Annotated in this window: 19 protein-coding genes; 12 read left to right on the forward strand and 7 right to left on the reverse strand. The window is 61.0% G+C overall.

What is annotated here, in order from left to right; all coding sequences use genetic code 11:
* Positions 1–69 precede the first annotated feature (69 nt).
* The 6 genes from L0U81_RS07615 to L0U81_RS07640 all read left to right on the forward strand — a co-directional run bounded on the left by L0U81_RS07615 (position 70) and on the right by L0U81_RS07640 (position 6602).
* Positions 70–1236: a glycosyltransferase family 4 protein gene (locus L0U81_RS07615; protein ID WP_233801362.1), complete on the forward strand. Its 1167-nt coding sequence runs from the start codon at positions 70–72 to the stop codon at positions 1234–1236.
* 277 nt (positions 1237–1513) lie between these two features.
* Positions 1514–3892 carry an ATP-binding protein gene (locus L0U81_RS07620; RefSeq protein ID WP_233801364.1) on the forward strand — a complete coding sequence of 793 codons (2379 nt, stop codon included), beginning with the start codon at positions 1514–1516 and terminating at the stop codon, positions 3890–3892.
* A gap of 37 nt (positions 3893–3929) precedes the next feature.
* The gene (locus L0U81_RS07625) at positions 3930–4661 is read left to right on the forward strand and encodes a methyl-accepting chemotaxis protein (protein ID WP_233801367.1); all 732 of its coding nucleotides are present in this window, start codon (positions 3930–3932) and stop codon (positions 4659–4661) included.
* On the forward strand, positions 4658–5197 hold the full coding sequence (locus L0U81_RS07630) for a hypothetical protein (RefSeq protein ID WP_233801369.1): 540 nt from the start codon (positions 4658–4660) through the stop codon (positions 5195–5197). Before L0U81_RS07625 ends, L0U81_RS07630 begins: the two co-directional genes overlap by 4 nt.
* A 27-nt stretch (positions 5198–5224) precedes the next feature.
* Positions 5225–6205, forward strand: a complete 981-nt coding sequence (locus L0U81_RS07635) for a chemotaxis protein CheX (protein ID WP_233801371.1) — start codon at positions 5225–5227, stop codon at positions 6203–6205.
* Positions 6206–6236: 31 nt separating this feature from the next.
* The gene (locus L0U81_RS07640; protein WP_233801373.1) at positions 6237–6602 is read left to right on the forward strand and encodes a response regulator; all 366 of its coding nucleotides are present in this window, start codon (positions 6237–6239) and stop codon (positions 6600–6602) included.
* A gap of 60 nt (positions 6603–6662) precedes the next feature.
* Here the strand turns inward: L0U81_RS07640 and gmd are convergent, their stop codons facing one another.
* The 4 genes from gmd to L0U81_RS07660 all read right to left on the reverse strand — a co-directional run bounded on the left by gmd (position 6663) and on the right by L0U81_RS07660 (position 10159).
* Positions 6663–7706 (reverse strand): GDP-mannose 4,6-dehydratase, encoded by a 1044-nt coding sequence (gmd, locus tag L0U81_RS07645; RefSeq protein WP_233801375.1) that lies wholly within the window; start codon positions 7704–7706, stop codon positions 6663–6665.
* Between the two features lie 54 nt (positions 7707–7760).
* On the reverse strand, positions 7761–8510 hold the full coding sequence (locus tag L0U81_RS07650) for an SGNH/GDSL hydrolase family protein (protein ID WP_233801377.1): 750 nt from the start codon (positions 8508–8510) through the stop codon (positions 7761–7763).
* On the reverse strand, positions 8507–9589 hold the full coding sequence (locus L0U81_RS07655; RefSeq protein WP_233801379.1) for an acyltransferase family protein: 1083 nt from the start codon (positions 9587–9589) through the stop codon (positions 8507–8509). Before L0U81_RS07655 ends, L0U81_RS07650 begins: the two co-directional genes overlap by 4 nt.
* A 354-nt stretch (positions 9590–9943) precedes the next feature.
* Positions 9944–10159: a hypothetical protein gene (locus tag L0U81_RS07660; protein WP_233801381.1), complete on the reverse strand. Its 216-nt coding sequence runs from the start codon at positions 10157–10159 to the stop codon at positions 9944–9946.
* Positions 10160–10198: 39 nt separating this feature from the next.
* On the opposite strand from L0U81_RS07660, the gene L0U81_RS07665 reads away from it, so the two are divergent.
* The 3 genes from L0U81_RS07665 to L0U81_RS07675 all read left to right on the forward strand — a co-directional run bounded on the left by L0U81_RS07665 (position 10199) and on the right by L0U81_RS07675 (position 16379).
* Positions 10199–12400, forward strand: coding sequence for a hypothetical protein (locus L0U81_RS07665; protein ID WP_233801383.1), 2202 nt, complete (start codon positions 10199–10201; stop codon positions 12398–12400).
* 62 nt (positions 12401–12462) lie between these two features.
* A complete protein-coding gene (locus L0U81_RS07670) occupies positions 12463–13929 on the forward strand; it encodes a flippase (RefSeq protein ID WP_233801385.1) in 1467 nt (488 codons plus the stop codon).
* Positions 13926–16379 carry a glycosyltransferase family 4 protein gene (locus L0U81_RS07675; RefSeq protein WP_233801387.1) on the forward strand — a complete coding sequence of 818 codons (2454 nt, stop codon included), beginning with the start codon at positions 13926–13928 and terminating at the stop codon, positions 16377–16379. Before L0U81_RS07670 ends, L0U81_RS07675 begins: the two co-directional genes overlap by 4 nt.
* A gap of 96 nt (positions 16380–16475) precedes the next feature.
* On the opposite strand, the gene L0U81_RS07680 is transcribed toward L0U81_RS07675, so the two are convergent.
* Complete coding sequence (locus L0U81_RS07680) at positions 16476–17114, reverse strand: lysozyme inhibitor LprI family protein (RefSeq protein ID WP_233801389.1); 639 nt, start codon at positions 17112–17114, stop codon at positions 16476–16478.
* Between the two features lie 79 nt (positions 17115–17193).
* Positions 17194–17538 carry a glycoside hydrolase family protein gene (locus L0U81_RS07685; protein ID WP_233801391.1) on the reverse strand — a complete coding sequence of 115 codons (345 nt, stop codon included), beginning with the start codon at positions 17536–17538 and terminating at the stop codon, positions 17194–17196.
* Between the two features lie 636 nt (positions 17539–18174).
* Between L0U81_RS07685 and L0U81_RS33670 the strand changes: the two genes are divergently transcribed.
* Both L0U81_RS33670 and L0U81_RS07695 read left to right on the forward strand, forming a co-directional pair.
* Complete coding sequence (locus L0U81_RS33670; RefSeq protein ID WP_326489815.1) at positions 18175–18375, forward strand: hypothetical protein; 201 nt, start codon at positions 18175–18177, stop codon at positions 18373–18375.
* A gap of 373 nt (positions 18376–18748) precedes the next feature.
* The gene (locus L0U81_RS07695; protein WP_233801393.1) at positions 18749–19234 is read left to right on the forward strand and encodes a lysozyme inhibitor LprI family protein; all 486 of its coding nucleotides are present in this window, start codon (positions 18749–18751) and stop codon (positions 19232–19234) included.
* A 257-nt stretch (positions 19235–19491) separates the two neighbouring features.
* Here L0U81_RS07695 and L0U81_RS07700 read toward each other — a convergent pair whose 3' ends face one another.
* Positions 19492–20739: an acyltransferase family protein gene (locus tag L0U81_RS07700; RefSeq protein WP_233801395.1), complete on the reverse strand. Its 1248-nt coding sequence runs from the start codon at positions 20737–20739 to the stop codon at positions 19492–19494.
* A gap of 258 nt (positions 20740–20997) precedes the next feature.
* On the opposite strand from L0U81_RS07700, the gene L0U81_RS07705 reads away from it, so the two are divergent.
* Positions 20998–21141: a hypothetical protein gene (locus L0U81_RS07705; RefSeq protein ID WP_013089470.1), complete on the forward strand. Its 144-nt coding sequence runs from the start codon at positions 20998–21000 to the stop codon at positions 21139–21141.
* The last annotated feature ends 236 nt before the right edge of the window (positions 21142–21377 follow it).

Consider the following 21377-nt stretch of genomic DNA (forward strand, 5'->3'; position numbering starts at 1 on the left):
CGCGCGGACCGCGCAATCCACGCATCGCCATCACAACAATCCGCAAGCAACGCACAGGGGCACACCTTCATGACGACTGGCTCAATCAAATCACTGCAGATCGGGATGCACTGGTTTCCCGAACGCGCGGGCGGCCTCGACCGCATGTACTACTCGCTGGTGGGCGCGCTGCCGGGCGCGGGCGTCGCGGTGCGCGGCGTCGTCGCCGGCTCGCCAAAAGTCGCGGCCGATACCAACGGCGCGATCAACGGCTTCGGCCCCGCCGCCCAATCGCTGCCGTTGCGGCTGATGGCGGCACGCCGCGCGTTGCGTCATGAAATTCGCACGTCGCGGCCCGACGTGATTTCGTCGCACTTCGCGCTCTATACGTTTCCGGGTCTCGACGTGACGCGCGGCATTCCGCAGGTCTCGCATTTTCAGGGGCCGTGGGCCGACGAGAGCCACGTCGAAGGCGCCGATTCGCTCGGCCAGCGCGCGAAGCGATATCTGGAGCAGTCGGTGTACGCGCGCTCGTCGCGGCTGATCGTGCTGTCCGACGCGTTCGGCAAGATCCTCACGACGCGTTACGGCATCTCGCCGGAACGCGTGCGCGTGGTGCCGGGCTGCGTCGACGTCGAGCAGTTCAATCTGCCGCTCACGCAGGCCGAGGCGCGTTTGCGGTTGCAATTGCCGCAGGATCGGCCGATCGTGCTCGCAGTGCGGCGCCTCGTGCGGCGCATGGGCCTCGAAGACCTGATCGACGCGGTGAAGCTGATGAAACGCAGCGCGCCCGACGTGCTGCTGCTGATCGCGGGCAAGGGCCGGCTCGAAGGCGAGCTACAGGCGCGTATCGACGACGCGGGGCTCGGGCACAACGTGAGGCTGCTCGGTTTCGTGCCCGATCAGCATCTGGCGGCACTGTATCGCGCGGCCAATATCAGCGTCGTGCCGACCGTCGCGCTGGAAGGCTTCGGGCTGATCACGGTCGAATCGCTGGCATCGGGCACGCCGGTGCTGGTGACGCCGGTCGGCGGGTTGCCGGAGGCGGTAGCCGGATTGTCGCCGGATCTGGTGTTGCCGCAGACCGGCGCGCAGGCGATCGCCGCGGGTCTAACCGGCGCGCTGAACGGCACGCTGAAGCTGCCCGATGCGGATGCGTGCCGCCGCTATGCGCGCGAGCACTTCGATAATGCGGTGATCGCGAAGCGGGTCGCCGCAGTCTATGCCGAGGCGATTGCGGGGGACGCGCTGCATTGAAGCGTCGCGGGCCTCGCGTTGATGTCGCCGCAGGCCCGCGAAAAAAATGCGCCATTAATAACGGCACTTTCACTTCGAACTTGAGACCGGATCAGCCCTTAGGCGCGATATTCCGGCGTTATTTTGTAAATCCTTGGAACGTGGCGTTTTGCGTCCATTTCGTCACGTTCGCGTCACACATCCGCGACGATAATCCCCGCGCCCGAAAGCACAAATACACACGGGCGTCCCGCTGAATGCGGGAGACCTTGTAGTTCCAGTTCCCGGGGATTCTCAGATGACCATCCGTCACCGCATTACGCTTCTCGTCATTCTGATGCTGGTCGCGCTATCCGCCATTGGGGGATACGCTGTGCTTCAGACCCGCAGCAGCGCCGTCAACGTCAGGCAGGTTACCCAGGGCGTCGTGCCGAGCGCGCTCGCGTCGGCCGACCTCGTGTCGCAGGTCAAGGACGTCCAGCTCGCGATGATGACGCTCGTCTATGCGCCTGACGCGAACATGGTCTCGCAGGCCCAGGATCTTCTGAAGAGCAAGGAAACCGCACTACAGGCGGCGCTCGACGTGCAGGCGAAGGCCGCGCAAGGTCAGGCGCAAACCGGACTCGTGAGCCAGGCACGCGAGAGCCTCGCGAACTATTTCAACGCGGTCAACGACACCGCGAAGATGAAGGCCGACGGCAAGAACGAACTGGCGCAAGCCTATCTGTTCGCGAACGTCGCGCAATACCGTGATGAACTCGAAGGCATCGTCGAGACGCTGCGCATCGAGAAGAACCGTCAGAAGGACGCCGCGATCGACACGCTGAACAGCGCGCTCGCCACCACGACGACGGCGATCGGCGCCGCCACCGGCGCGGCCATCGTCGTGCTCGTGTTGATCAGCGCGCTGCTGTATCGCCAGATCACGCGTCCGCTGAGCCGTATGCAAGTGGAGATGAGCGAGATCGCGACGAGCCAGGACTTCACGCGCCGCGTGCCGGTCGGCCGCATGGACGAGATCGGCCATTCGATCGTCGCGTTCAACGGCATGATCGAGAAGATCCAGCAAAGCTCGCTGCAACTGAAGCAGAAGACCGCCGATATCCAGGCGATGCTGCAAAACATGCAGCAGGGGATTCTGACGGTGGTCGAAGGCGTGGTCGTGCATCCGGAGTACTCGGCGTATCTCGAGGCGATCTTCGAGACGCGGGATATCGCGGGCCGTCCGTTGCTCGATCTCGTGTTTGGCGGCACCGATCTCAGCAGCGATACGCTCGCGCAGATCGAAGCGGCATTACAGGCATGCATCGGCGAAGACGGCATGAACTTCGAGTTCAATCAGCACCTGCTCGTCAACGAGATTGCAAAGCCGATGGCCGATGGCCGCGTGAAGACGCTCGATCTGAGCTGGTCGGCCATCACCGACGAAAACGACGTCGTGCTGCGCCTGATGCTGTGCGTGCGTGACGTGACCGAACTTCGCGCGCTGGCCGCCGAGGCCGGCGAACAGAAACGCCGTCTGGAAATGATCGGCGAGATCCTCGCGGTGAGCCAGGAGAAGTTCCATCACTTCGTCGAAAGCGCAACCGGCTTTATCAGCGAGAACGAGCGGATCATCCGTCAGCATCACGAGCCGAGTCACGAAGCCGTCGCCGAGCTGTTCCGCAACATGCACACCGTCAAGGGCAATGCGCGCACGTACAGCCTGCAGCATCTGACCGGCATCGTGCACGAAACCGAACAGCGCTACGAGGCATTGCGCCGCGCGAACAGCAGCGAAGCGTGGGACCAGCAGCTTCTGATCGAGGATCTGCACCGTGTGAAGGCGGCGCTCGAGACCTACGCGACGATCAACGAAGTGAGCCTTGGCCGCAAGGGTCCGGGCCGGCGCGGCGCGGTGGATGGCTACCTGATGGTCGATCGCGAGTTGATCCAGAAGCAGCTGGACCTGCTCGACAGCGCCGATCCGGCCGACCCGCAAGCACTGGTGTCGATGCGCGACTCGTTGCAGCGTGAGTTGCGTTTGCTCGGCACCGAATCGATCTACGAAGCGCTCGCGGGCGTGCTCGAATCGCTGCCGTCGCTGGCGGCCGAACTCGGCAAGCAAGCGCCGGTGGTCAGCATCGACAACAACGGCTACCGCGTGCGCAGCGAGGTCAGCGGCACATTGCGCCACGTGTTCACGCATCTGCTGCGCAATTCGGTCGACCACGGCATCGAGCCTGCCGCCGAGCGTCTCGCGAAGGGCAAGCCCGCAGCCGGCGTCATCGAGCTGGAAGTGGGCGTCGACAATCACGCGCTGCAGATCACCCTCAGCGACGACGGCCGCGGTCTCGCGCTCGCGAAAATCCGTGCTGCCGCGATCGAACGCGGCTGGATCGACGCCCATGCCGAGCTGAGCGACGAAGCGATTGCCGAGTTGATCTTCCGTTCCGGCTTCTCGACGGCGCAGACCGTCAGCGAAATTTCAGGCCGCGGAGTGGGCATGGACGCCGTGCGGGACTTCGTGCGGCGCGAGCATGGCCGCATCGAACTGCGTTTCACCGACGAGCGTCGCGGCGCCGACTATCGCGGCTTTCAGACCGTCGTGTCGTTCCCCGAGGATTGGGCTGTGGACAGTCTGGACGCGTCGGCCAATGAAGCGCGGGAGCGTGACGCGGATGCGGTCGCGGGCTAATGGCCCGGTGAGTTGATGAAAGCGATGGGAGCAGGTCGTGCTTGAAAGTTATCTTCTGGCGGCAGGGGTCGGTGGCATCGTCGCCGCACTGACCGCAGGAATTTATTATCGGCGGAAGGTTCGCGTTGGCGAAGAAGCGCAGCGTGCCGGCGCGCTCGCGCGGCAGGCCCTCGACAAGCAGCTGCACGAAGCGAACGGGCTTCTCGCGCAGGCAAACAGCGAGCGCGCCACCCTCGAAGCGATGCTCGCCGATCTACGCGCGCAGGCCGGGCAGTGCGCGCAAGATCGCGACGCGTTGCAGGCGTCGCTCGATGCCACGACCGCGCGAAACGACGAATGGTTGCAGCATGCCGCGCGGATCGCGCAGGAAGCGGCCCGTCTGAAGACGCTGACCATCACGTTCGAGCGCTGGCACGAGCAGATGATTTCGCTGATGTCGCAGAACCGCGACATGCATAAGAAGAATCAGGAACTGTCGTCGATTGTGCAGCACGTCCTGATCGTTTCGCTGAATGCGTCGATCGAAGCGGCGCGCGCCGGCACGGCGGGCCGTGGCTTTTCGATCGTCGCGGGCGAAGTGCGCTCACTGGCATCGCGCTCGCAGGAGTTGTCGAAGAGCTATCAAGAGAGTCTGCATCGCAATGATCTGACGACGGCTGCTACGTTCCAGGATATTCAGGCCGGCGGCAAGATGATCACCGCGTCGCTCGGCGGCGTCGAAGTGCTGGCCACGCAATTGCAATCCCGGCTCGAACAGGTCGCAGCGTGATTACCGATCAGGCGAAGCAAAGCATCGCGGACATTTTCTGTCACGCGGCTCGCGCACGACTGCCCGCCACGCAGGGCGACCCATGCGATATCACCGCGGTGCCGAGATGGGATCACGATCATCCGGCCGGACCTTGCGCGGTGGCACTGACGATCTCGTCGATCGGTTTCCGTCTGCTGTTCGTGCTGCACTTCAGCAAGGACGATGCGACGCACGCGTACTACGCGAGCGGCAACACGACCCGTTCGCTGTCGGAAACGCTGATGGAGCTCGGCAATCTGTGCTGCGGCTACATGAATCAGCAACTGGTGAATTATTTCCCCGATCTCGGCATGTCGACGCCGTATGAGTTGAATAGCACCTGTGTCGAGTATCTGGACGAATTGCGGCCTGATCATGTATGGGCGTACGAGCTGATGATCGGCGGGGCGGTCCGCCTGGGCGTCACCTTATGTCTGTGCGCTCAGGCACCGCTCGATTTCAAAGCTGATCTCGCCACGGCAGACGAGGCTGAAGGCGAACTCGAACTCTTCTAGCAACACTGCATTTGCAGACTGAAATACATGAATACCAGCAAGCCCGTTAGCAAGCTGCTCGTGCTCGACGACTGTCCAGCACACGCGCAATTGCTGAAGCTCTTTTTCGACGAGCACAACCTGATTGCACTGAAGGTGCGCGAGAGCAGCCGCCTCGCCTCGGTACTGGCCAGCAATATCGATCTCGGCGGCGTTCTGCTGGCGGACGACTACGGTGGCTCGGTCGAGCAGGCCGCAACGGTCGCGGCGCGGATCAACACCTTGCGCCCCGAATTGCCGGTGATCCTGCGCTCGAGCGGCAACGCGCCGGCCGATTCGCTCCCGCGCACGTTGACGAACGCGGCGTGCGCGAATTTCGGTGCCGCGGACATGACGGCATTGCGCGCGGCCGTCGAGCGATACATCTTCAGCCTCGACTTCCCGAACGCGCTCGTGCGCGGTATCGCGGAGATCACGCAAGCGCGGCTAGCCACGTTGTTCGACGGCGTCACGGTGCAACGGGACACGCCCAGTGTCGTGCGGGATCGCATCATCTTCGGCGAGGTATTCAGCCTGATTCCGCTCGAAGGCACATGGTGCCGCGGTTATATGTTGATGCAGGCCGAAGAGGAGCCGCTGCTCGGCATGATCGAACGCGATCGCGCGGCACGCCAGATCGGCATGGATGCGGCGCGAGCAGGCTTTCGCGACCTCAACAACGTGCTCGGCGAATTGACCAATCTGATCTGGGGGGCGTTCAAGGACCGGTTCCTCGTTCAGCAGAACGCTCGCGAAGCGAACCAGGTGCAGGTGCCTCTGCTGGTCAATCACAAGCATCGCTACATCTCGTTCGGCTCGGACAATCCGCAGTTGCGGTTTCAATATCGATTGAACGACGAGGCGAGCGGGCAGTCGGTGTCGATCGACCAGCGCTTCGTTTTCAACCTGAGCTGGTCGCCTGAAGATTTTTCTGAAAACACGGTGGATCTCGACGATCTCGTCGAGTCCGGTGAACTGGAAATGTTTTGATAGAACGCGTCAGTGACGCAGGGGAATGAGTATGGCAAAGATTCTCGTGGTGGACGATTCGAGCACGGTACGCGACGAAGTCGCGGGTTTCCTGGCGAGAAACGGTCTCGATGTCGCAACGGCCATCGATGGCAAGGACGGCCTTGCCAAACTGAAGACGGATTCCGGTATCCGCCTGATCGTCAGCGACGTGAATATGCCGAACATGGACGGCCTGACAATGGTCGAAAAAATCCGCGGCGAACTCGCGAACAAGACCGTCAACGTGATCATGCTGACGACCGAAAGCAGCCCGGCGATGAAAGAGCGCGGCAAGGCAGCCGGCGTGAAGGGCTGGATCGTCAAGCCGTTCAAAGGCGACGCGGTGCTCGAAACGTTCAGAAAACTGGCGGTCTGATCGCCGGCGATGCTTCGGCGGGGCCGTGCGCGGCGAACGCCGCCGCACACGGATGCCGCGTCAGAACGTTTCGTGATGATCGTTGCGCGCGATGTCCGCCTGCACCATCATCTGGCACAGCTGTTCGAGCGAGGTCTGCGGCTGCCAGCCGAGCGTATCGCGCGCCTTGTCCGAGCAGCCGATCAGCAGGTCCACTTCGGCCGGCCGATAGAACTTCGGATTCACGCGCACGAGCGTCTTGCCGGTCGCGACGTCGATACCGGTCTCGCGCTCATCCTTGCCCGACCATTCGAGCTGGAAGCCCGCCGCCGTGAACGCCATGCGCACGAAATCGCGAACGGTTTCGGTGCGGCCGGTCGCGAGCACGAAGGTGTCGGGCGCGTCGGCCTGCAACATGCGCCACATGCCTTCGACATATTCCAGCGCAAAGCCCCAGTCGCGCTGCGCGCTCAGGTTGCCGAGTTCGAGCACGTCCTGCTTGCCGAGCTTGATCTTCGCGACCGTGTCGGTAATCTTGCGCGTGACGAATTCGCGGCCACGTAGCGGTGATTCGTGATTGAACAGAATGCCGCTGCTCGCGAACAGGTTGTACGACTCGCGATAGTTGATCGTCGACCAGTGCGCGAACAGCTTGGCGACGCCATACGGGCTGCGCGGATAGAACGGCGTGCTCTCGCGTTGCGGCACCGCTTGCACGAGGCCGAACATCTCGGAGGTCGACGCCTGGTAAAAGCGCGTCTTCGGGCTCAGGATACGCAGCCCTTCGAGCAGATTGAGCGCGCCGATGCCGGTCACTTCGGCGGTGGTCGCGGGCTGATCGAACGACACGCCGACGAAGCTCTGCGCGGCGAGGTTGTACAACTCGTCGGCCTGGGTGCCGTCGAGCAGGCGCAGCGTCGAGCCGAGGTCGGTCAGGTCGTGTTCGACCAGACGCAGATTCGGATGATCGAGCACACCAAGCTCACGCATGCGCCAGAAGTTGACCGAACTGGTGCGCCGATAGGTGCCGGTCACGTGATAGCCCTTGTCGAGCAGCAGCCGGGTCAGATAGGCGCCGTCCTGTCCGGATACGCCGGTGATGATCGCTTTGCGTGGTTGGCTCATAGCTTGCCTTCTAGTTTGTTAATGGAAAAAGCAGAACGCGTCTAAAAAATTCGCTCAATGCGGGTTGTCCAGCAGCCGCCGCACCAGCGGTTCGACGACCCGATAATCCTGTTCGGCCTTCAGCCGGTACAGATCCGGCTTTGGATGCGCGCCGTCCGACATCAGCGTCTTCCAGTCCGGCAGGCTGCTCACATAGGCGTACTGATCGACGAGCGGCACCTGCTGCTCGGCGGCGACGCGCCGCGTCATCGCGACCATCGCGGCGAGCCTCGCATTGAGCCGGTTGTCGGGCATCGGGTTCGAGGTCTGCAAAACCGGCTCCTTGCCAAGCGCGCGCGCGGTTTCTACGAGCGTCGTTTCGGCCGTGTAGAACTGCTCGGGCGTCTGGTTCTGCATCACTTCGTTGATGCCGTAGTTGATCAGCACGATCCGCGCGGGCGACGCCGCGAGGCGTTCGCGCCACGGCAGGCCCGCCGTCGGGCCCGCGCGCCGATTGCCGGTGCCGTCGCGCAACTGCGTGGCCATCGTGCCGCCGACACCGTAGTTCGTGACGCGCACGCGCTCGCCGTCGTGCGCCTGCAAAGCCAACTGGAGATACGTCACGGCGTTGCCTGTCTGAGGAGCGCAGTGGCCGTCGCCGCAGGTGATGCCGAGCGTGGTCGAATCGCCGTAGGCGTCGATCAGCACTTGCGTGGGCGATGACATTCGCGTTTCAGCCGTGGCCGCGCTCGTTGCCGGCGCGAGCAGCGTCAGCGCCGACACGACGCCGAGCACGCAGGCAGCAGTAGCAGCCCGCCGGCTCATGCGCGGCTTTGCGGCGCTGGCCGCGCAACGTGCGCACCGGCGCTGGCTGTCGTTCTCGCACCGCGCGCGCCGAAAATCAGGCGCTTTTCGAAGGCGAACCACGTGATGCTCGCGTACACCAGCGTGATCGTGAGCGCGATCGCGGCGCTCAGATAGCGATTCAGATGCAGCGGCCACACCATGTACAGCACGCTCAGGTGGATCAGATAGATCGTGTAGCTGATGGTGCCGATATAAACGAGCACGCGATTGCACAGGAAGCGCTTCACGATGCCCTTGCTTTGCAGCGCGAGCACGACGATCGACGTACACAGCACCAACGACACGCTATAAAGTCCCGCATTCGACAGCGGCGTATTCGCCGCGCGAAAACGCGGGAAGTGCAGATGCAGCCACGCCAGCACCGCGAGCGCGGCCAGCGCGCCGAGCACCGCGAGTCCCTTGAACGGTTCGAGCGCATTGCGATCGCGCCGCACGGCAACCGCGAGCAACGCGCCAGCCGCGAGCAGATCCATGCGGAACGGCGTCAGGTAATAGATCGGCCAGAACGAATCGAACCACGGCGTCGCGAGCGCGCGCAGCAGCGGCACCAGCACGATCAGCGCCGCCGCTACTAGCCCAAGCAGACGCTCCGGCACGAGCAGGATCACGAACGGCCAGAAGATATAGAACTGCTCTTCGACCGCGAGCGACCACAGCACATTGAGGCTGTCGTGACCGCTTTGATTGAGCGCATCGCCGATATTGGTCGCGAAAAACGCGTACCAGTACCAGTGCTGCGCCCACGCGAGGCCGAACAGCACCGACGACACGACCATCAACAGCAGGTACGGCGGCAGAATCCGGCGCGCGCGGCGTGCATAGAAATAGCGGAAATACGACTGCTGACGCGACTTGCGATCGAGCAGGATGCCGCTGATCAGAAATCCGCTCAGTACGAAAAACAGATCGACGCCCATCCACAGCGGCGCTTTCAGCGCGTGTTGCGCGAACACGGCGAGCACGGCGATCGCGCGCAGGCCATCGAGTTGCACGATGCGGGAATGGGAGGGCGCGAGGGGCAATGCGCTGGCTGTCATGAACCGTCCATGGTGTAAAGCGGATGGGCCGGGCGAAGGGCCGCGCGGTTCGCAAGCGATGACTGACGAACAGGCGCGCGCTTCGCGTCGCAACGGAGGTGCAATCGATTCTAGGGAAAAGAAATTCGCGAAAAAACCAGTATCAATTGGCTAAATGAATCAGATTGAAACAGGGTATTTCTTTAGCCATTCACGCGGGATTTATATGCTTATGCTGGGGGAATCGGGTGCGCCGTAATAAATGCGGATTGCGTGATATCGCATCGGTAAAGAAGGCGGAACGGATGCACCAGAAGCGGACGCCGGCCTGGATCGCGTTTTTATCGATTTTCAAAAACGTTTCTTTATTGACGTTTAAGTCGACGAATATTTTTGAATTATTTTTGATTTTCGTCGTTGCATTTTTTCCGCGTAACGTAGCCGTGTGGAAGGCTGTCCAGCCGGGCCGCGCATCGTGGCCGCACGTCCACTTGCTCGCTCGGGTGGTTTCAGGCGCTGCACTTCAATCAGTTGCGCTTCGATTCGCTTTGCCACATCACCGAATTTCACCCCGCGCGGGCGCAGGTCCACGCGCATCGCGTTGACCGGACATCGACTGGAGGATCCGCCTTGCCCCGTTTCACGTTCAGAACCTGGTTCGCGCTAACCGCGTGCGGTGCCGCACTGATCGCGGCATCGGCCGTGAGGCCGGTTTGCGCCGAAACCGCGTTGAACGCGAAGACGTCATGGATCGGCAACAGCTTCGGCTTTGGCGATGGTACGTGGACACAGATCAATATCACCGCGATCGCGGTCACGCCCGATGGCAAGGTATATACGAACGCGCCGTGGGATGAAAGCGGCGCCGAAGCGAGCGTCTACCAGGACGGCAAGATGCTCGGCTTCGCGGGCGGCACGCACGGCTGGGGCAACGCCGGGGGCAATGCGGTCGCGGTCAATCACAAGTACGCGTTTGTCGCGATCGCAGTCGGCAATGAGAAGGGGCATCTGGTCGAGCCGGGCGTGTGGCCCGAGAAGGGCCAGCAATGGTTCGGCATATCGCGGCGCCTGATCAGCGATCCGAAACGCGTCGCGCCGTTTCAGCCCGCCGCGAAAAGCGCGGATCCGCAGGCGCAGCTCGCGGCCGGTTTTCTGATGATGAACGAAGTGCCGACCGGCACGGACGCGGCGATCGGCGGGCTCGCCGCGAACGACACGACGCTGTTCGCGGCCAATACCGCGCGCAATCGCATCGAAGTCTACGATGCCGAGTCGATGCAGCAGAAGGCGACGTGGAGCGTGCACGAGCCGGGACGTATCGCGCTCGCGCCCGACGGCACATTGTGGGTGCTGAGCGGCGCACGCAGCGAACGCGCGCCGGGCATCGAGCATTACACGGCGACGGGCCAGCGCCTCGACGAGAACTTCACGCTGCCGGCCGATACGGTCGCGGTCGACGTCGCCGTCGATGCACAAGGCCGCATCCTGATCGCCGACAACGGTCCGCGCCAGCAGGTGCTGTTCTTCACGAAGCATGACGGCCGTTACGCGGAGTCGGGCACGCTCGGCGAGCGCGGCGGCATTTTCAGCGGCGTCGCGGGCAAGCCGGGGCCGTTGCGCTTCAATGGGTTGACCGGCGTCGGTGTCGATGCGCGCGGCAATGTCTATGTGTCGACCAACGGCATCGGTCCGCGTTACGAGCCGATCGGCGCGGGTCTCGGCGCGACGCTCGAAAGCTATGCGCCGAACGGCAAGCGCAACTGGGGGGTCGAGGGGCTGCTGTTCGTCGACGGCGCGTGGATCGATCCGGCCAGGCCCGACAGCGTTTATAGCGGCAACAAGCGTTTCGAACTCGATCTGTCGAAGCCGCCGGGACAGGACTGGAAATATGCGGGATTTCTGTCGAATCGCTTCAGATACCCCGACGATCCGGTGTTTCACACCGACCAGTATCCGGGCCTGCCGATCGCGCGGCGGCTCAAGGGGCGCACGTTCCTCTATCTGACCGACATGTATGCGGACCATCTGAAGATCTATCGCTTCGATCCGCAGCACGACGGCGAGACCGCGATTCCTTCCGGCCTTATCGCAGGCCGCGAGCGCGCGGTCGCGAAGGTGCCCAATGCGCCGCCGGGCGGTGACTGGATCTGGCGCGATACGAATGGCGACGGCCGCTTCGATCGCGACGAATTTACGCTGAACACGAGCGGCACGAAGCTCGCGGGCGGCTGGGGCTGGTGGGTCGATACGGAAGGCGACATCTGGCGCACACGCGATGCGAAGGGCATCTACCGGTTTCGTTTCGGCGGACTCGATGCGAAGGGCAACCCGGTCTACTCGTATTCGAGCCTGACCCAGTACCCGGTGCCGCCACCGTTCACCGAGCTGCATCGCGCCATCTACGAACCCGAGACCGACACGATGTACGTGAGCGGCTACACGGCCGACATGCCGACCGCGCAGGGCTTCTGGAAAGAAGTGGGGCGCGTGCTGGTGCGCTATGACAAATGGTCGAGCGGCAAGCCGGTGCAGCGCTACACGATTCTCTTGCCGTGGCAGACCCAGAGCAAGCCCATCGCGACGATCATCGGCCTCACCGTCGAGGGGCAATACGTGTTCGGCGTCGAGCCGGTCGGCGCGGTGCACGTGTGGGACAAGGACAGCGGCAAGGAACTCGGCGTGATCCGGCCGGGCCCCGAAGTAGGGCGCGCGTCGGGCTGGGTCGACGTGCCGAACGGAATCAGCGCCGCAAAACGCACCGATGGCGAGTACCTGGTGTTCGTCGAGGAAGACGCGCGCGGCAAGGTGCTGATGTACCGCTGGAAGCCCTGATGGCCGCCGACGTCAATGAGGCGGCCGCGCACGCAACCTAACCGCAAAACCCAAGGGATTCGATGGACAAAGGCATTCTCAGGAACGTAGCGATCAATTTTTTCGGGCTCGTGCTGCCGACGTTCGTGTCGCTCGTGACCGTGCCGTCGTATATCCGGCTGCTCGGCGTCGAGCGCTACGGCGTGATCAGTCTCGTGTGGACGCTGATCGGCTACTTCGGGATTCTCGATCTCGGCATGAGCATGGCCGCGCAGAACCATATTTCGAAAGCGCGCGCGTCGGGCGATCAGCACGAGAGCGCGCGCGTGTTCTGGAGCGCGACCTGGCTCAATCTGACAACCGGCGTGATCGGCGGTCTGATCATCTACTTCGGCGCCTTCCTCTACACCGCGTATTTCACGAAGGTGTCGCCCGAGCTGCAGCACGAGGTTTATATGGCGCTGCCGTGGCTCGCGGTCGCGATTCCGCTCGCGAATGTGTCGTGGGTATTCGCGGGCGCGATCAACGGCGCGGAACGCTTCGGCGTCTACAACACGAACCAGACGATCGGCACGTTCCTGTTCCAGCTGCTGCCGCTCGGTGCCGCGATGTGGCTCGGCGCGAACTTGCAGAACGTGCTCGCCGCGGCGGTGATTGCGCGGATTCTCGCAGCGGCGCTGCTTGGCCGCTCGGCGCTGAAAGTGCTTGAAATACGCAGCATTCTGCCGCCGCAGCTCGGCGTCGCGAAGGGGTTGTTCAACTTTGGCGGCTGGATGCTGATTGCGAGCGTGACGACGATGGTCGCCGATTCGCTCGATCGCGTGATGCTCGGCTCGCGGCTCGGCGCGCGTTTCGTCACGTACTACACGGTGCCGCAGAATCTCGTCACGCGCCTGAACATCGTGCCGACCGCGATGGTGCGTACGCTGTTTCCGCGCTTGTCCGCGGTCGGCCGCGCGGATGCCGACACGATCACGCAGCAGTCGCTCGAATTCCTTAACGGTGTGTTCACGCCGGTCGCGCTCGTCGCCATGCTGGTGCTCGAACCGTTCCTGCATCTGTGGGTCGGCAGCGAGATCGCGACGGTCGCGGCGCCCGTGGGTCGCATCATGATCGTCGCCGTGTGGCTCGTAGGCCAGGCCAACGTGACCCGCATCCTGATCCAGTCGCAGGTCAATCCCGCTACCGCCGCGCGCGTCGGCCTCGTCGAGTTGCCGTTTTTCGCCGGCGCGTTGTGGCTCGGCATCACGCATTTCGGGCTGACGGGCGCGGCGGTCGCGGTCGCCGCTCGCGCACTGTTCGACTACGCGGTGCTGCTGCATTTCGCCGCGATCCGCGCGCGCCAGATCGTGCTCGACATGCTCGCCCATCTCGCCTTTCTGCTCGCCAGCCTGTGGCTCGCGAGTTTCCTGCCGAGCCTCGCGCTTGCGATCGCCGCGGGCGTGTTGATGGTCGGTGCGAACGTCGCGTGGTCGCTCACGATGACGCCCGCCTTGCGCAATCTTGCGCGTTCACTGCTGTTGCGACTGAATCCGAGGAAAAGCGCATGAATCACGACGTCCTTGAAAAAACCCTGTTGAGGCCCGCGACGCGCAGCGCGCTCGACGAACTCACGAGCGTGCCCGGCGTGCAGCCGGCACCGCGTCGCACCGCGCTACGCGCGAGCAAAGACGTGCGCATCGCGATCGTGCACGACTGGCTCGTCACCTATGCGGGCGCGGAGAAAGTGCTCGAGCAGATCATCGCCTGCTTTCCGGATGCGGACCTGTTCAGCCTCGTGGACTTTCTCGACGACCGCAGCTTCCTGCGCGGCAAGCCGGTGACGACGTCGTTCATCCAGAGGCTGCCGCTCGCCCGCAGCAAGTACCGCTCGTATCTGCCGCTGATGCCGCTCGCCATCGAGCAGCTCGACGTGTCCGCGTACGACGTCGTGATCTCGAGCAGCCATGCGGTCGCGAAGGGCATTCTGACGGGCCCTGACCAGGTGCATATCAGCTACGTGCATTCGCCGATCCGCTATGCGTGGGATTTGCAGCACCAGTATCTGCAGCAGTCGAAGCTGACCAACGGACCGAAGTCGGCGCTCGCGCGGCTGATTCTGCATTACATGCGCAATTGGGATATCCGCACCTCGAATTCGGTCGACGGCTTCGTGGCGAACTCGGCGTTCATCGCGCGACGGATAAAAAAGGTGTATCAGCGCGACGCGCAGGTGATCTTTCCACCGGTCGACGTCGAGGCTTTTTCGCTGTGCACGCAGAAGGAAGACTTTTATCTGACCGCGTCGCGCATGGTGCCGTACAAGAAGATCGATCTGATCGTCGAGGCGTTTGCGCGCATGCCCGGGCGCAAGCTCGTCGTGATCGGCGACGGACCCGACATGGCGAAGATTCGCGCCAAGGCAGGACCGAACGTCGAGATCATGGGCTATCAGCCGTTCAAGGTGCTGAAGGACCGCATGAGCCGCGCGAAGGCTTTCGTGTTCGCGGCCGAGGAGGACTTCGGCATTTCGGTGGTCGAGGCGCAGGCCTGCGGTACGCCGGTCATTGCATACGGCAAGGGCGGAGCGCTCGAAACCGTGCGTGATCTGTCCGAGCCGAAGCCAACCGGCATGTTCTTCGATGAACAGAACACCGATTCGATCGTCGGGGCGGTCAATCGCTTCGACGAGCTTGCGCACCGGCTCCTGCCCGAGAATTGCCGCGCCAACGCCGAGCAGTTTTCGGCGGGGCATTTCCGCGAACGCTTCTTCGCGCATGTGCGGGCGTCGGTGCCCGCACTGCGCACGGCGACGCTGCCGGCATACGTTCCGTATCGGTCGGCCGACCAGAGCGCCACGAACGTGCCGCGCATTCTCGCCGTAGATCAGAGCGGCGTGCTCGGCGGCGCCGAACTGTCATTGCTCGAAATCGTCAAGGCGCTGCGCTCGCGCATCGAGGTCGTGCTGTTCGACGATGGGCCGTTTAACACCGCGCTCGCGAAGACCGGCGTCGAAGTCACCGTACTCGATGCGGGCGCGCTGAAAAACGTGCGCAAGCAGGGCGGTTCGCTGCCGAAAGGCCAGGCGTTGAAAGGGCTGATATCGCTCGTGCGCGAAACCGCGAAACGCGCGCGCAAGGTGGACGTGATCTATGCGAACACGCAGCGCGCGATGGTGATTGGCGCACTGGCGGGCAAGCTCGCGAGACGCCCGGTGGTCTGGCATCTGCGCGATATCGTCAGCGCCGAGCATTTCGGCGGCAAGCAGCTCGCGATCATCAAGTGGTGCGCGCGGCTGGGCCTCACGCATGTGATCGCCAATTCTGCGGCATCGGCGCAAGCGTTCGCGAAACTCACGCGGTTCGACAGCAGACGCATCGACGTCGTGTTCAATGGGATTGCCGCGGAGCCTTTCGATGCATTGCGCACGGTGCCGCAAGCGGTGCTGCGCGAGCGCCTGAATCTGCCGCGCGACGCGTTCCTCGTCGGCTCGTTCAGCCGGCTCGCGCGTTGGAAGGGGCAGCATGTGCTGCTCGAAGCGATGGTGCTCAATCCGCAGATGCATGCGGTGCTGGTCGGCGCGCCGTTGTTTGGCGAAGATCAGTACGAGATCGAGCTGCGTGCGTTCGTCGCCGCGCACAAGCTTGGTTCGCGTGTGCATTTTCTGGGCTTTCAGCACGATATCCCCGCGTGCATGTGCGCGGTTGATGCGGTCGTGCATACGTCGATCACTCCGGAGCCGTTCGGCCGCGTGATCGTCGAGGGGATGCTCGCGCAGCGGCCGGTCGTGGCGTCGCGCGCGGGCGGTGTGCTCGAAATCATCGACGACTATGAAAACGGCGTGCTGTGCACGCCGGGCGATGCGCATGCGCTCGCCGATACGCTCGCCGAATTGCGCTCGAACGACGGCTTGCGCGACAAGCTAGTTACGAACGGATATCGGACCGCGCAGGAGCGGTTTGGTACGCGTAGCTATGTGGATGGGGTGGCGGGGATTCTGAAGGGGGTGGCAACGGGGTAAAGCGGTGCTTTTTATCCGAAGGTAGCCAGGGGTTTGATCAGTCCTTGTGTGGCGCAACTGAGCGAAGGTCGAAAGACCTTCGCTCTTTTTTTGCCGTTATTCGTCAGCGTCAGGCCTGGTGAGCTCATTGAACCTGTCTTTTGTTATTCGGGTCATGCAGTCCCAAAAAACCATATAACGCATTGACGCCTGACCTAGCGAGTACGTATCGGAGTAACACTCGTTATCGCGAAACGCCTTCCAATGTTGCTGGGCCGCTTCGAAATAAGGTAGGGCAGGTGGTTCGCCGTTCGCCTTTAAATCCATATCGTTATTTTGAAGTTTCCTGGAAATTTCCGAAACAAGCCTGGTTAGACTTTCGTCGGATTTCTCAAAGTAGAAGTGAGAGCACTGCCACAAATCCTCCGTGCTCATTGAATCTCTCTTGCAATAAATTGCGATTTCCGAATCGGTTTTGTTCAAAAAATATGCTTTATAAGAATGAGCTTTTGAATAATCGAATTCACCAGAATAGATTGAATCCGCAAAAACTACAGGCGCGAAAAATATAAGCATAAAAAATGAACTAATGACGCGCATCATACACTCCGGTTGCAAAGAGTCGCGCCTCGCTTTCCCGGCGATTACCAACTCGCCCCGCAAGAAACCCGCGTATTGTATCGGGCATGCCGCGATAGTCTCCACTGTTAAGAACCTTTGTAACGTGCGCAACACGAGTTTCAGGCCATCGGTCATGCTTTGCGTGGTATGGACCAGTATTCCATATAACAGAAACAATGGCGTCATATTCATATTGAAATAGGGTGACCTTAATTTACCGGTTAATGACCCCTTCGAATTCCGCCAATGTTTGGCGCATGTACTCCTGACACCGCCCAACAGATACCGTATCGCCAATCCTGAGATTGTCGCCGGGATTGACACGGTGGCCTAATCCTACTGTCGGAATGCCGTAGCCATCGTCGTAGACGGTCAAGACGAAACCGTCTACTACTCGTCGACCTTTAAATTTTCCGTTCATAATTCCACTTTCCCATATGGCTATAAATTGCAATCCCTGTTCGGAAATTTGCCACGGTTTGCCGAGCCTATCCGATTGGACTGTCACGGATGAATTCGGGTCTGTGTTTGTTAGTGCTGTTCCAAGTGCATCAGGCATTACGCATCCTTGTGACCAAGGTAGATGACAATTTGTCGCGCGTCGTTAGTCCGGTATCGCCGGGTTCGCCCTTCCCCGTCAGTCGTGCCATGTGCGAGGCGACTGTCGGAAAATCGAACTGTGTAGTAGGTATCGCTAAGTACCTTCCCCTGACTATCGTGGAGCACGAATTGCTGATGGAACCAGCCTCTGCTGCACTGACACGCCCATGCGGTGCCCAAGGCCTCGACCATCTCCCGTCCAGTTGAATACGAGCGAAGCGTATCAAACGGAAATAAATTGCCGGTTTCGACATTCAAAGCCATTGCGTACGGCATTGGTGGATAAGTGGAGAATATTGAATATGTCACGCGGCAGAGCAGGCAATTCTCCTCGCTCGCCATACATGTCCCGGTAATCTTCAATTTCTGTGACCCCATTGAAACTTTTCTGAGTTTGAAGGAAGCGACGAGCGAATTAATCATCTAAACGAGCTGATGTCAATATCTTTAACTCGATATAAGTTAGTTTTGACAGAAATTGACACTTATCGTCAATATTCGTCAAAACGGCTTTATCTCAATTTAAATTTGTTGACTGTGATTCGTCAGAATGGTTAATTCGTCCGATGTTGTCTGGTAGATAAGGAGAGGCCAAATGGGGCAGCAGAAACAGAAAGGCAACGGAGGCAAGGAACAGTGCCATCTTTGCCGGATCACATATTCAACCTTCTCCGCTTTCCCGCCAATGCCGTCCGCAATGGCTTTGAATGTCGAAACCGGCGAATTCTTTCCGCTGGAGAAGCTTCGTTCGTATTCAACCGGTCACCACCTGGCCGAGGCCTTGGGCTACGCATGAGCGTGCAATTGTCGCGAGCGCGCCCCTAAGCGGTACAAGCAACGGTTCACGCTTCGCGATGCGAACGGCTCGCCGCCCGGCAGCACGTCCTACACCATCGAGTTGCGAAGGTCGCTAATCCACGGTGTTACTGATTCGTTAGGACGTACTCAGCGATGCGGAACAAACGGCGCGCAACGTCTACTCGTCTACCTCGGACATCGTGAATCGGTATAACGATTCGTCCATCATCGCAATTCCCATTACAGACCTGACATGACTAGTGCCCTGCACGAATGCGTATCGATGCGGTATGCAACATCAAAGAGGCATCCCGTTAAAGGATTGTTTAGACGTCGCCACCGCGAGGCCGAAATGTTTGAGGCGGGGGTCTATGATTCATCGCACTAAAATTCTATGTATGCTCACGCTGCTCCCGATCGTTGCGAGCGCGAAGACCGTCTACTCCGGGGAATTCGATTACCACTACTTCAAATCGCCCGAAGCGTACTTTCCCGGGCGATCTGCTGCTGAAGTTACGCGGATTTGTGACTCTGGCGAGCACGCGAATAACGAAGATTTAGCACAATGCTCGCATTTGAAGTTCAACAAGGCGAATAGCCAACTCGAAAAAAAACTTAAGGCAGTACGGTTGATGAATGAGAGAGGCGACAAGTCACTTAAGGCTAGTGGCGATCCGCTAGCGTCGCCTTACTTCGAAAAGGCGCAAAGCGCGTGGGCATCGTATCGTGACAACGAATGTTATAGCGAAGCCTACGCGATGGGCGAAGCAGCTGAACGCGAGATATTCTTTTGGGAATGTATGGCGAATATCACAGATAGCCGTGTAAAAGAGCTAGAGGAACTGCTAAAGAATTGATTGGCAGTTCGCGAGAAAGGCCTCGCTTCGGCGGGGCCCCGCAAAGCCAAGGCACACAGGCAAGAGTCTCTTTGCAGAACACAGAGGATGCTGTTCGATGCTGTGTGCTCGTCAGCTTTGTGCGAGGAGAGCCCCCTCAGGGCGACAGCGTGAACACGGAACTCAACGGCTTCAGCGCCGCCCATAGCTCGTTGCCGATTTCTCGTCTCACCATGCCGCCGTGGATACGGTGGGCATGGCTCGATGTCCAGGTTCTGTCAGCGCCTTTTAGGCTTGAGGCTCGCCGACCACTTCATCGCGGGCAGCTCGACGACCCGATAGAACACATAGGCGGCCGGCACGGCAACCAGCATATAGCCGAACGACGGCCAGATCGACATCTGCAGCGACGAGCGGAACAGCCACGACGACAGCATTACGAAGATCGGCAGATGGATCAGATACAGCGAGAAGCTGAAGTCACCGCAGCGGGACAGCAAGCGCGCCATCGCATCCGAGCCGGCGCGAAGCAGCGCGAGCAGACCGCTCGCTTCACGTCGCGAGCCATCACGCGCATCGAGCGCCTTGTACAGATAGCACGCGAAACCGAGCGCCCAGATCTGGAACGCACCGTACTGGCCGAAATGAAACGCGAAGCAGCCGCCCGCAATCAATACCGCCGCGAGCACAAAAAGCAAAGCGGGCGCACGCGCGTCGCGCGCGCTGCGCGCTTTCGTGTCGGCGATCCACGCGCCGAGCATCCACGAGAACCAGTACGACGTGAAGAACTGCAGATCGTGGCGTTCGAGAACGTATGCGGACGCGACGTTGATCGCGGCGACGAGCGCCAGCGCGGTATTCATGCCGATGCGTCGCCGCAGCGCAAATAGCAGCGGGTAGATCGCATAGAACTGCACTTCGAGCGACAGCGTCCACAACGCGCCGTTCGAGCCATACGTTTTTCCCGCCACGCCCTGCAGCGAGAACAGGTTGACCAGAAACGGCTGCCAGCCGATGTCGCGAATCTTGTGACTGACGGGCGGCAATTGCAGGCTCAACGAATCGAGCGCGAACGTCAGCACGAGCGCCGCGAGCAGCACCGGATAGATGCGCGCGAAGCGCCGCAACCAGAAGTTGCCCGCATCGAGCCGGTAAGCGGGATTGTCCGCGAGCCGCAGCGCGCCGCCGCGATGAATACAGTAGCCGCTGATCACGAAGAAAAGTGGCACACCGGCCGAGCCCCACGCGATCGGAAACGTCAGATACGCGGCGAGGGCGCTCAGGCTCAACGAATGTCCGACGCTCTGATGAAACGCCTGCATGCCCACCCACGCGATCTGGCGGCAATGAAAATAGGCGACCAGCAGCGCAGCGAAGCCTCGCATCGCATCGATCACGTATTCCTTACCCGCGCTATCGATACGCGCATCGCTGCGCGCATGCGCCGCAGCAGTGGCTTTCTCCAGCCGTGACAGCGGAGAAAGGGGCAGGGATGAGCCAGCGGCATCCAGTGCGGGGTCGCTCATACGCGGTCCTTATCTGAATCGGAAATGAGAAAAGATCGAAGCGGAATATGCATCTGGCCGGGCGCCTCGCGCACCCGCGACGCATCCATGCTAGAGCACCACAGCTTCAAAAAATGAATAAAAAATTGCATTTCAAATTAATTAAAACCTCAATTGTGTGACGAATTGTAATTGTGCGTTGGCATATGCAACGTCGAATTATTTGTCGCTTTTGTCGTGCTAATTTAAGGCACGGATTCTCTGACCTGAGGTGAAGTCATGAACCTGCATTTACTCGCCGGCGTGGCCGTACTGCTGATCCTGGTGGCCGCCTCCGCCTACCGCGATGCCTTGCGCAACGAGCCGATCCGGCGCTTTCGCATGAACCCGGGCAAGCTGCCGCCGGTCGACGAACAGGAATGACGCGATGCCGGACTCGGTCGTCAGGTCGCCGGGCAGGGCGACTCGGCGGCCGCCCGAAAGGTAAGACTTTCGGATTTGTTGATCATTGTTTTATGCGATACATGTAATAATTTCCTCAATTTTCAGAGATATGGCCCACATATTAATGGGTCGAATTATTCGAATTAAATTGGAGAAAAACGCTTGCGTGAATCTCGCAGTTTTTTTGCTAGTCTTGCGCCGGCATCGATCGGCCG

Source organism: Paraburkholderia sp. HP33-1, from assembly GCF_021390595.1.
Classification (GTDB): Bacteria; Pseudomonadota; Gammaproteobacteria; order Burkholderiales; family Burkholderiaceae; genus Paraburkholderia.